Annotated in this window: 10 protein-coding genes; 7 read left to right on the plus strand and 3 right to left on the minus strand. The window is 64.3% G+C overall.

The features are described 5' to 3' along the window. Positions 1 to 636 (plus strand): substrate-binding domain-containing protein (locus tag WCB02_RS17210; RefSeq protein ID WP_423959797.1); only part of this gene is annotated, 636 nt, incomplete at its 5' end. Between the two features lie 24 nt (positions 637 to 660). Here WCB02_RS17210 and WCB02_RS17215 read toward each other — a convergent pair. The 3 genes from WCB02_RS17215 to WCB02_RS17225 all read right to left on the minus strand — a co-directional run bounded on the left by WCB02_RS17215 (position 661) and on the right by WCB02_RS17225 (position 4,216). Beyond that, positions 661 to 1,782, minus strand: coding sequence for a M48 family metallopeptidase (locus WCB02_RS17215; protein WP_423959800.1), 1,122 nt, complete (start codon positions 1,780 to 1,782; stop codon positions 661 to 663). 20 nt (positions 1,783 to 1,802) lie between these two features. Beyond that, on the minus strand, positions 1,803 to 2,933 hold the full coding sequence (locus tag WCB02_RS17220) for a DUF898 family protein (RefSeq protein WP_423959815.1): 1,131 nt from the start codon (positions 2,931 to 2,933) through the stop codon (positions 1,803 to 1,805). 110 nt (positions 2,934 to 3,043) lie between these two features. Then, positions 3,044 to 4,216 carry an isovaleryl-CoA dehydrogenase gene (locus WCB02_RS17225; RefSeq protein ID WP_423959802.1) on the minus strand — a complete coding sequence of 391 codons (1,173 nt, stop codon included), beginning with the start codon at positions 4,214 to 4,216 and terminating at the stop codon, positions 3,044 to 3,046. A gap of 226 nt (positions 4,217 to 4,442) precedes the next feature. Here WCB02_RS17225 and WCB02_RS17230 point away from each other — a divergent pair, with 226 nt between their 5' ends. The 6 genes from WCB02_RS17230 to mdlC all read left to right on the plus strand — a co-directional run. Beyond that, positions 4,443 to 5,714: a cytochrome P450 gene (locus tag WCB02_RS17230; RefSeq protein ID WP_423959804.1), complete on the plus strand. Its 1,272-nt coding sequence runs from the start codon at positions 4,443 to 4,445 to the stop codon at positions 5,712 to 5,714. Between the two features lie 31 nt (positions 5,715 to 5,745). Further along, entirely contained in the window at positions 5,746 to 7,020 is a 1,275-nt protein-coding gene (locus tag WCB02_RS17235; RefSeq protein ID WP_423959806.1) for a cytochrome P450, read from the plus strand. Positions 7,021 to 7,418: 398 nt separating this feature from the next. Then, entirely contained in the window at positions 7,419 to 8,585 is a 1,167-nt protein-coding gene (locus WCB02_RS17240; RefSeq protein WP_423959808.1) for an acyl-CoA dehydrogenase family protein, read from the plus strand. Between the two features lie 9 nt (positions 8,586 to 8,594). Next, positions 8,595 to 9,722, plus strand: coding sequence for a CaiB/BaiF CoA transferase family protein (locus WCB02_RS17245; RefSeq protein WP_423959810.1), 1,128 nt, complete (start codon positions 8,595 to 8,597; stop codon positions 9,720 to 9,722). Beyond that, a complete protein-coding gene (locus tag WCB02_RS17250; RefSeq protein ID WP_423959811.1) occupies positions 9,719 to 10,573 on the plus strand; it encodes an FAS1-like dehydratase domain-containing protein in 855 nt (284 codons plus the stop codon). Before WCB02_RS17245 ends, WCB02_RS17250 begins: the two co-directional genes overlap by 4 nt. A 131-nt stretch (positions 10,574 to 10,704) precedes the next feature. Then, positions 10,705 to 11,983, plus strand: a 1,279-nt coding sequence (mdlC, locus tag WCB02_RS17255; protein ID WP_423959814.1) for a benzoylformate decarboxylase, incomplete at its 3' end; no start/stop codon positions are given.

Consider the following 11,983-nt stretch of genomic DNA (forward strand, 5'->3'; position numbering starts at 1 on the left):
TTCGTGCGAAGCCTGACCGCATCGTCGCAGAAGACCGAGGTCTTTCTTCGCCATGGCATGAGCGATGACGTCCTCGCCCAGATCGGCAAGGGCGAGCTCGACGTCGGATACTACATCGACGCGACACCGGATTTATCCATGATGGCGCAGCCTTGCGCCGAACGCAGCGTGGAGGACGGCAAGTACCGGCTGGCGCCGCTGATGAGCTTCGTCTATCGCGTGATCGCGCCAGCGGAATGGAGCGACAAGGTGCAGGGCAAGGATTGGTCGGATCTGGCCACGCTGCCATGGCTTGCAACCCCGCCCGCCTCCGCCCATCGCCGTCTGCTCGACGATATCTTTCGCCCGCTCGGGCCGCTGCCGAAACGGGTCGCGTTCGCCGACCAGGAAGAGGCCATGATCGATTTCGTCGAATCCGGCATCTGTCTTTCGCTGGCGCGCGATTGCGTGCTCGAGCGCATCAGCCGCACGCCGAACTTCGTCATCGCCGACGGGGTGACGCTGGCCTGCGATCTGAGCTTTGGCTGTCTCGCGGCGCGCCGCCATGAGCCGGCGATTGAGCGCGCCTTCTCGGCGATGCGAGCGGTGTGGGACCTGGAGCCGCCGGATCCGGCGCCCAAGCCGGCGGCAAGCTAACTCGGGACTGCCCGGACTCGCCGATCAAAGCGCCGCCCCCGGGCGGCAGATCGATTTCAGCGACTGCCATTCCGTCGCCGTCAAAAGCGGCGGCCCGGAAGGTGGACGGTCCTCATCCTTCATCCGCTGCAAGCGATCTTCCGTGAGCGGATGGCTCGCCAGGATCGAGAAGCTGCTGTTCGATTCCTTTCCGGTGACGCGAAACAACAGATCGCCGAGAGGTCTTGGCGAGCGGCCGAGCCGGTGCATGATTTCGATGGCGAAGCTGTCGGCATTTCGCTCCGCATCGCGCGAATAGGACGCGGTCAGCAGCGAACGCGAGGCGAAGATGACGGCGCTCGACCCGGTGACGTCGCCGAACAGAAGCCCGATCAGGAATGAACTGCCGCTGTTGTGCAGCAATTCGCGTATGCTGTCGCGATGTTTCAGATGCCCGAGTTCGTGGGCCAGAACGCCGGCGATCTCGTCGGGGCTTTCCGCCTTCTTCAACAATCCCTCGAACAGGTAGACCCTGCCGCCGGGCAATGCGAAGGCATTGGGAACGGGAGTCGCCAACACGGCCGACTGCACCGATGGGTCGAGCCCGGCCGCCTCGCGAACCGCATTGACCAGCTTGCTGAAGGCCAACTGGCCAGCCTCGCTTTTGCAGACCCTGCCGCCGAACATGGCCTTCAGTTGCACCTCGCCGGCGTCTCCCAGACGCCGTTCGAAGGCCTGAGGCACCAGAGGCGCGAGCCGGTCGGCCGCGAGCGGGACGGCGAACAGCACGACGCCAATGATGGACAATGTCGCCGCCAGCGACCAGCCGACGATCCCAGCGACGCTGCGCCCGTCGACGCGGTTCTCATCGAGCTTCGGGCAGTGGGCGGCCAGTTCGGCCGCGAGCGCCGCATCACGCAGTTCGAGCCGCGCCAGCGGCGGCGCGGACAGGCACGACACCCGCAGGACTCCCGGCGCGCTGTCGGCGCGACGGATATCGGCATAGGGCCAGGCGACGACAGCGCCCTCCGCCTCGCGGATCTCGAGCCGATCGGCGAGACCGATGGCAACCAACCGCCGCCGGCTCGACAGTCCGTCGAAATAGACCACCGATCCGCCCGGAGCAAAGTTCGGAGCAGCCTTGGCGGCATCTGCGGCACTATCCATCGAACGGGTTGCTCCGGCCGTCAAAACCCGGCGACGTCCAGACCGTCGGCAAAGCCTTCACCGAGCGCGCTCGCCAGATCGCCCTTGGCCGCGACATTCGCCACCGCCTCGATGCCGTGCAGCTCGACGGATGCCGATGTGGTGGCCCAGACATCGCGCAGCAGATAGAGCCGCATCACCACGTTGAGCGACAGGATCAAGGCGAGATATCCAAGCCCCATCATGATCCATATCGGTATGCTGTGGATCATCATCTCATGCGTGACGGGATGAGTCCTGGTCACGCTGTTCATCTTGACGAACAAGAAAGACCAGAACCCAAAATATGCAGCCGAACTCACCGACAGCAGCAAGAACCAGCCGATCACCTTCCAATAGAGGCCGTACAGCGCGCGCCGCGGCAAGGTCGATTCCAACCGCAGGCCGCCGAAACGAATGCCGGACAACCACCAGCGCCACTCCACCGCCTTGAACTCGGCATAGAGGAACGGAGCCAATGGAAACAGCACGAGCGCCAACGGCGCGCACAGCCAGAGCCACCAGGCGCGCTTGAAGAACTCCCACCCCTGGCCCTCAAAACGGCCTTGCAGCTCGCCATAATGGGAATGGCTCATCTTGTAACGTTCCAGCGCGGCTTCGCGCCAGGGCAGCGCCAGACCGAGCGTCAGCAGGACCAGCGCTCCCCAGAGCATCGCGCGGCCGGCATAGGCCCAGCCCGAACCATCCATCCAGAAGCGGACGCCGCGCCAGACCGTGCGGGTCAGCCGGTAGCGGCGGGCACGGTAAATGGCGAATTGTCCGAATGCAAAAAATGCGATCAGCAGCGGCAAGCCGCCAAATGCCTTGAGACGCTCGGCCTCGATGCCGATGAGGAAATAGGCCAGATAAATCGGCACCAGGATCGCGAGCGCGAACAGGAATCCGAGCAAGAGCTCCTTGCCGCGGCCGGTATATTCGGCGGCATCCCCGTCGACCAGGGTGTGCGACCACAGATGCCGGCGGATATCGGTCGCGAGCCAAAATCGATAGAAACCGACGGTGACGAGCTCCAGCGCCGCACCCCGCGCCACCAAGCGGAAAAAATCGCCGCGTCGGCCGATATAGGACACCGGGACCGGGGGCAGCGGCGGCGGCTGCCCGACAAAGCTCATCTGATTCACTACTCAACCTCCCGGACGCATCACTCACGGTAGCACGCTAGGCCGGAGATTTGTCGTCCGGAAGACAGCGCCGGTTCGATTTGTCGCTTTGTGTTACCTTTTTATGCGGATTTCTCGAACAATTCGCGCCCAATCAGCATGCGGCGGATTTCGCTGGTGCCGGCGCCGATTTCATACAGTTTTGCGTCGCGCAGCAGGCGGCCGGTCGGATAGTCGTTGATATAACCGTTGCCGCCGAGCAGCTGGATCGCGTCGAGCGCACACTGCGTGGCCTTTTCGCTCGCATAGAGAATGGCACCGGCGGCGTCCTCCCGCGTCGTCTCGCCGCGGTCGCAGGCCTTGGCGACCGCATAGACATAGGCGCGCGAGGCATTCATCGTCGTGTACATGTCGGCGATCTTGCCCTGCACCAGCTGGAAGCTGCCGATCGGCTGGCCGAACTGCTTGCGCTCGTGCACATAGGGCATCACCACGTCCATGCAGGCCTGCATGATGCCGAGCGGGCCCGCAGCCAGCACGGTGCGCTCGTAATCGAGCCCGGACATCAGAACATTGACGCCGCGGCCGGCCTCGCCGAGCACGTTCTCCGCCGGCACTTCGCAATTGTCGAACACCAGTTCGCCGGTGTCCGAACCGCGCATGCCGAGCTTGTCGAGCTTCTGGGCGGTGGAAAACCCCTTCATGCCCTTTTCGATGATGAAGGCGGTGATGCCGCGCGAGCCGGCCGACGGGTCGGTCTTGGCGTAGACCACCAGCGTCTCGGCGATCGGCCCGTTGGTGATCCACATCTTGCTGCCGTTCAGCACATAGCGGTCGCCCTTCTTCTCGGCGCGCGTCATCATCGACACCACGTCGGAGCCGGCATTGGGCTCCGACATCGCGAGCGAGCCGACATGCTCCCCGGAGATCAGCTTGGGCAGATATTTCCGCTTCTGCGCCTCGTTGCCGTTGCGACGGATCTGGTTGACGCAGAGGTTGGAATGCGCGCCGTAGGAGAGCCCGACCGAAGCCGAAGCCCGCGAGATTTCCTCGACCGCGATGCAGTGTTCGAGATAGCCAAGCCCCGAGCCGCCGTAGTCCTCCTCGACCGTGATGCCATGCAGGCCGAGCGCGCCGAGCTTCGGCCAGAGGTCGCGCGGGAACTGATTGCTCTTGTCGATCTCGGCCGCCCGCGGCGCGATCTCATGGGCTGAGAAATCGAGGACCGTCTCGCGAATTGCGTCCGCGGTTTCGCCGAGATCGAAGTTGAACATCCGATGCGCGTTGGGAATCATGGTCGGTCGGCCTCCGGCAATTGTGCTGGCAACTCGCCTACAGCCTTATTCGCCGCAACCGCGCTTGTCACGGGCGGAAAGCGGCGCAGCGTGGGATACCAGCCGGGATGCGGCAAACTCTCCCTTGCCCCAGCGCGCGCAAGGGGATGTAATCCAAGACAAAGCCAAAGCTTCGGTGCAACGCCGAAGCGGCGTTGAAACGAAAGAGAGCAAAGGGGAGCCGCTCATGCACGGGACCATCCATCTCGCTCAGACGGCCGCGCAGGAGGCCGCACGCGAGCGCGCCTATTCGCTGCCGCTAGCCGATTTCGATCCCGGTGACCCCGAGCTGTTCCGTTCCGACACGCACTGGCCCTATTTCGACCGACTGCGCCGCGAGGATCCGGTGCACTACTGCAAGGACAGCATGTTCGGCCCGTACTGGTCGGTGACCCGGTACAGCGACATCATGGACATCGAGACCAATCACGCGACGTTCTCCTCAGCGGCCTGGCTCGGCGGCATCACCATCCGCGACGTGGCGCCCGATCTGCGCCGCGAGAGCTTCATCGCGATGGACCCGCCGCGTCACAGCGCGCAGCGCAAGACGGTGGCGCCGATGTTCACGCCGACCCATCTCGACCAGCTCGCGATCAATATCCGCAAGCGTTCCGCCGAATGCCTCGACAATCTCCCCATCAACGAAACCTTCGACTGGGTCGATCGGGTCTCGGTCGAGCTGACGACGCAGATGCTCGCGGTGCTGTTCGACTTTCCCTGGGAGGACCGAAGCAAGCTGACGCGCTGGTCCGATATCGCGACCACGCTGCCGGGTCCGGACGGACTGGTCGCGACCGAGGCCGAGCGCCAGGCGGAACTGATGGAATGCGCGCAATATTTCGCAAAACTCTGGAACGAGCGCATCAACCAGCCGCTCAAGAGCGATCTGTTGTCGATGATGGCGCACAGCGAAGCGACCCGCGACATGGACCCGAAGAATTTCCTCGGCAATCTCGTGCTGTTGATCGTCGGCGGCAACGACACCACCCGCAATACCCTGTCGGGCAGCCTCTACGCGCTCAGCCAGCACCCGGATCAGTTTGAGAAACTGAAAAACAATCCGGCCCTGATCGACAGCTTCGTGCCGGAGGTGATCCGCTGGCAGACTCCGTTGGCGCATATGCGGCGCACCGCGCTTGCGGACATCGAGTTCCGCGGCAAACAGATCAGGAAGGGCGACAAGGTCGTGATGTGGTATGTCTCCGGCAACCGCGACGACGAGGCGATCGAGCGTCCCTATGAGTTCATCATCGACCGCGCGCGGCCGCGCACGCATCTCTCATTCGGCTTCGGCATTCACCGCTGTGTCGGCATCCGGCTCGCCGAGCTGCAGCTGAAAATCATCTGGGAGGAAATCCTGAAACACTTCGGAAACATAGAGGTCGTAGCAGAGCCAAAGCGGGTATATTCGAGTTTCGTCAAGGGCTATGAGACGCTGCCGGTCCGCATTGCCGGCTGATTTGCCTCAACCGCTCACGGGGTTGTCAACGATGAACATCCAGACTGCCGTTTCCTCCGACAGGGCCGAACTGCAGCGTTTGGCGCGGCAAGAGGCCTACGCGACGCCACTGGCGGATTTTCACCCCGGCGCGCCACGATTGTTCCGGGACGATACGCTGTGGCCGTGGTTCGAGCGGCTGCGCAAGGAAGCGCCGGTGCATTACTGCACCAATTCGCCGATCGAGCCTTATTGGTCGGTCACGCGATACAACGACATCATGCATGTCGACACCAATCACGGCATCTTCTCCTCCGATGCGAGTCTTGGCGGTATCTCGATCCGCGACATGCCGCCGGGTTACGACTGGCCGAGCTTCATCGCCATGGACCAGCCGAAGCACGCCGACCAGCGCAAGACCGTGTCGCCGATGTTCACGCCGACCCATCTCGACGAGCTCGCCATCCTGATCCGCCAGCGCTCGGCGAAGGTGCTCGACAGCCTGCCGCGCAACGAGACCTTCGATTTCGTCGATCGGGTGTCGATCGAACTGACGACGCAGATGCTGGCGACGCTGTTCGATTTTCCGTTCGAACAGCGGCGCAAGCTGACGCGGTGGTCCGACGTCTCGACCGCGCTGCCGAAGAGCGGCGTGGTGGACTCGCCCGAGCAGCGGCGCCAGGAGATGGACGAGTGCAAGGCCTGTTTCGCCAATCTCTGGAACGAGCGCGTCAATAGCGAGCCGCGCAACGACCTGATCTCGATGATGGCGCATAGCGAAGCCACCCGCCACATGGATCCCGACAATCTGATGGGCAACATCCTGTTGTTGATCGTCGGCGGCAACGACACCACCCGCAACACCATGAGCGGCTCGGTGCTGGCGCTGAACGAGCATCCTGGCGAGTATCAGAAGCTGCGCGACAATCCGGCGCTGATCGAGTCCATGGTGCCGGAAGTGATCCGCTGGCAGACGCCGCTCGCCCACATGCGGCGCACTGCGCTGGTCGATACAGAGCTCGGCGGCAGGACGATCAAAAAGGGCGACCGCGTCGTGATGTGGTACGTCTCCGGCAACCGCGACGAGGACGTGATCGAGCGGCCCAACGAGTTCATCATCGATCGTGCCCGGCCGCGCACGCATCTATCGTTCGGCTTCGGCATTCACCGCTGCGTCGGCATGCGGCTCGCCGAGCTGCAATTGAAGATCGTCTGGCAGGAGATGCTGAAGCGCTTCGACCGGATCGAGGTGGTGGGCCCACCGAAGCGGGTCTATTCCAGTTTTGTGCGCGGCATCGAGTCGCTGCCGGTGCGTATCCCTGCTTGACGGGGCACGGCCAGATGCGCCTTTGACCACGCTACGCAGCAGATATTGTCATGAGCGAGATGTTGATTGGAGTACGCTTTCGCCGCACATCAGCTCGTCATGCCCGGGCTTGTCCCGCGCATCCACGTCCTGGCCGCGAGGAAGAACGTGGATGGCCGGGACAAGCCCGGCCATGATGGCGCGTCTTAGGAAGCCTCGCGGGCGTCACGTCAGCAGAGCTCTACAAGCGTGGGCAAAAGGCGGCCCTTTCGCGCCGTGCCCATCAGCGCGGACGCTGTATCCTGGCGTAGGCCGCCCCCGCGTTTTGACACTACCCCCGCCTGCCCGGCCCTGCTAACCAAGGCGTGAGGCTCGCGGTTTTACGCCGGCCTCTAGCCCCGATTTCAGGCCGAGTTCAAATGACTGCAGACGAACCAGACGAGCACGCCGATATCCGCGACGCGGTGGCCAAACTCTGCGCGCAATTCCCCGGCGAATATTGGCGCAAGCTCGACCGCGAGATGGCTTACCCGTCCGCCTTCGTCGATGCGCTGACCCAGGCCGGCTACCTCTCGGTGCTGATCCCCGAGGAATATGGCGGGGCGGGCCTGAAACTGTCGGCGGCGGCGGCGATCCTGGAGGAGATCCAGCGCGCGGGCTGCAATGGCGGCGGCTGCCATGCCCAGATGTACACGATGGGGACCTTGCTGCGGCACGGCAGCGCCGAGCAGAAGGCGAAATGGCTGCCGAAGATCGCCAGCGGCGAGCTGCGGCTGCAGGCCTTCGGGGTGACCGAGCCGAGCAGCGGCACCGACACCAGCTCGCTGAAGACCTTTGCAAGGCGCGAGGGCAATGACAGCTACATCGTCAACGGCCAGAAGATCTGGACCAGCCGGGCGGAATATTCCGACCTGATGATCCTGTTGGCGCGCACCACGCCGAAGGACCAGGTACAGAAGCGCACCGAGGGACTGTCGGTGTTCATCGTCGACATGCGGGAAGCGCGGCACGCCGGGCTGTCGATCCGGCCGATCCGCACCATGATGAACCACGCTACGACCGAAGTGTTCTTCACCGACATGAAAGTGCCGGCGGAGAATCTGATCGGCGAGGAAGGCAAGGGCTTTCGCTACATCCTCTCCGGCATGAACGCCGAACGCATCCTGATCGCCGCCGAATGCATCGGCGACGCCAAATGGTTCATCGCCAAGGCGACCGACTACGCCAAGGAACGCAGCGTGTTCGGTCGGCCGATCGGCCAGAATCAAGGCATCCAGTTTCCGATCGCAAAAGCCTACGCATCGATGCGCGCGGCCGAGCTGATGGTGAAGGAAGCGACCCGCAGATACGAGGCCGGGCAGGACTGCGGCGCCGAAGCCAACATGGCCAAGATGCTGGCCGCCGACGCCTCCTGGGAAGCGGCGAATGCCTGCGTGCAGACCCATGGCGGCTTCGGCTTCGCCGAGGAGTACGACGTCGAGCGCAAGTTCCGCGAGACGCGGCTCTACCAGGTCGCGCCGATCTCGACCAACCTCATCCTGTCGTTCATCGCGGAGCATGTGCTGGGCATGCCGCGCTCCTACTGAGAACAGATCATGCTTCCGCTCGAAGGAATCACCGTCATCGCCGTCGAACAGGCGGTCGCCGCCCCGTTCTGCAGCTCGCGCCTGGCCGATGCCGGCGCCCATGTCATCAAGGTCGAACGCCCGGAGGGCGATTTCGCCCGCGGTTATGACGCGGCGGCCAAGGGACAGAGCAGCTATTTCGTCTGGCTCAACCGCGGCAAGGATTCCTTGGTGGTCGACCTCGCCACCACAGAGGGGCGCGCCAGCCTCGAGCAGCTGATCGCCGGCGCCGACGTGCTGCTGCAGAACCTGAAACCCGGTTCGATGGAGAGACTAGGCTTTTCGCTTGACCGCTTGAAAAATGATTATCCGGGGCTGATCTGCTGCACCATCACCGGCTATGGCGACGACGGCCCCTATGCGCAGCGCAAGGCCTATGACCTCCTGATCCAGGCCGAGAGCGGGCTCGCCTCGATCACCGGCACCGCGGACGGTCCGTCGCGTGTCGGCCTTTCGATCGTCGACATCGCGACCGGCGCCACCGCGCATGCCGCGATCCTGGAAGCCCTGTTCGCGCGCACCCGCAGCGGCAAGGGCGCCGACATCCGGATTTCGATGTTCGACGTGATGGCTGACTGGCTGACGGTGCCGCTGCTCAATTCGGAGGCCGGCAACCCGCCCAGGCGCATGGGCCTCGCCCATCCCTCGATCGCGCCCTATGGCGTGTTCAGCTCCAGGGACGGCAAAGGCATCCTGATCTCGATCCAGAGCGAGCGCGAATGGAAAAAGCTCTGTGCCGAGGTGCTGGGACAGCCGGAGCTCATCACCGATCCGCGGCTTGCCAACATGGTCGAGCGCGTCCGCAATCGGCCGCTGACCGACAAGGCGGTCGGCGACATCTTCGCCACTCTGGGCCGCGATGAGCTGCTGAAACGCCTGGCAGACGCCGACATCGCGTTCGCCGAGGTCAACACCATGGCCGACCTCACCATCCACCCGCATCTGCGCCGCATCGAGGTGAAGACGCCGAAGGGCGTCGTGACCTATCCGGCGCCAGCCGCGATCTTCGTCGACCAGCCGCGCCACTATGGCGCCGTGCCCGGAATCGGCGAGCACGCCGACCGGCCGAAAAAATCACCCGTTCGGACATCGTCATGACCGAAAAGCTCGATCTCGATCAATTGCGGCAATGGATCGGCCGCAGCACGGAAGCGACCGACATCGTCACCGCGCAATTGGTGAAGGGCCTGCGCGCGACGCTGTTCCAGGAGATTGGCGACCCCAGGCCGGGCGACGCGGCGCCGTTCACGGTGCATTGGTGCCTGGCGCAGCCGGTGTTTCCGATGTCGGAGCTGGGCCCGGACGGGCATCCGACGCGCGGCGGCTTCCTGCCGCCGGTGCCGCTGCCGCGCCGGATGTGGGCCGGCGGCGAGCTGCAGTTTCTCGATCACTTGCGGGTCGGCGATCAATCGACCCGCAGATCGCGGATCGCCGACGTGACGCAAAAATCCGGCTCGACGGGCACGTTATGCTTCGTCTCGGTGGAGCACGAAGTGATCTCGCCCCGCGGCATCGCGATCCGCGAACGCCAGGACATCGTCTATCGCGACGTCTCGTCGGCGCAAGCCGCAGCACCGGCCAAGCCGGCCCCCGCGCAGCCGGCCGCGAAACATCGCGAAACCCATGTGTCAGACCCGGTGCTGCTGTTTCGCTACTCCGCGCTGACCTTCAACGGCCATCGCATTCACTACGACCGCGACTATGTCACCAAGGTCGAAGGCTATCCCGGGTTGATCTTCCACGGCCCGCTGCAGGCGGCGCTGATCGTCGAGCTCGCGGCCAAGCTGCATGGCGGCCAGCCGCCAAAGAAATTCAGCTATCGCGGTCTGCAGCCGCTGTTCGAGGGCAGCGCGTTCTCGGTCAACGCCAACGAAACCGATACGGGCCTGGAGCTATGGACCGCCAACGAAGCAGGCCAACCGACCATGAAGGGCACCGCGACATGGTGACCCTGTATCCCCGTCATTGCGAGCACCGCGAAGCAATCCATCCCTCCACCCGGGAGATATGGACTGCTTCGCTTCGCTCGCAGTGACGGAGCAACAAACCAGCCTTTGCTCTAATCGGCCGAGAACACCCCTTGTCCAGCAAGCCAGTCCAAACCACCACTCCATCCCTCACCGTCAAGCAGGCTACGTTCGAGCTGCTGCGCGCCTTCGGCATCAAGAAAGTATTCGGCAATCCCGGCTCGACCGAGCTGCCCTTCCTCTCCGATTGGCCCGACGACATCGACTATGTGCTAGGCCTGCAGGAAGCCTCCGTCATCGGCATGGCCGACGGTTACGCCCAGGCCACCCGCAACGCCGGCTTCGTCAACCTGCATTCCGCAGCCGGCGTCGGCAATGCGCTCGGCAACATCTATACCGCCCATCGCAACCAGACGCCGCTCGTCATCACCGCGGGCCAGCAGGCGCGATCGATCCTGCCGTTGCAGCCGTTTCTCTATGCCGAGCGCGCCTCGGAATTTCCCAGGCCCTATGTCAAGTTCAGCGTCGAGCCGGCGCGGCCGGAGGATGTGCCGGCAGCGATCGCGCGGGCCTATTACACGGCGATGCAGCCGCCCTGCGGGCCGACCTTCGTCTCGATCCCGATCGACGACTGGGCTCATCCGGCGCAACCCGTCGAGGCGCGCAGGCTCAGCCGCGAGATCGGCCCCGATCTGGACGTGATGACGGCGCTGCTTGCCGCACTCGCCGCGAGCAAGAGCCCGGCGTTCGTGATCGGTCCCGGCGTCGATCGCGCCGGCGCCGTCGATCTGATGGTGCAGGTCGCGGAGAAGGCCAAGGCCGCCGTCTGGGTCAGCCCGTTTTCGGCGCGCTGCTCCTTCCCTGAGCAGCATCCGCAATTTGCTGGCTTCCTGCATGCCTCGCCGGGGCAGCTGTCTGAAGCCCTGCGCGAGTACGATCTGGTGGTCGTGATCGGCGCGCCGGTGTTCACCTTCCACGTCGAGGGCCACGCCACGATCTTTGACGGCAAGAGCGCGATCTACCAGATCACCGACGATCCCGACGCGGCCTCGGTCTCGCCGAGCGGCACCAGCATCGTCGCCACCATGAAGCCGGCACTTGCGATGCTGCTCCAGATGCTGCCCCAAACCAGGCGCGCCGCGCCAGCCGGCCGCAAGTTGCCGCCGCCGCCCTCGGCCGCCGATCCGATCCCCGTCGAGTTTCTGCTGCATTTGCTGTTCACCGCAATGCGCGATGACGCCGCGCTGGTCGAAGAAGCGCCGTCGCACCGCCCATCGATGCACAAATTCATGCCGATGCGGGGCCAGGACAGCTTTTACACCATGGCGAGCGGCGGCCTCGGCCACAGCCTGCCCGCCGCGGTCGGCCTGGCGCTCGGGCGCGGCGATCGCC

Origin of the sequence: Bradyrhizobium sp., assembly GCF_049581145.1 — a bacterium.
GTDB lineage: Bacteria > Pseudomonadota > Alphaproteobacteria > Rhizobiales > Xanthobacteraceae > Bradyrhizobium.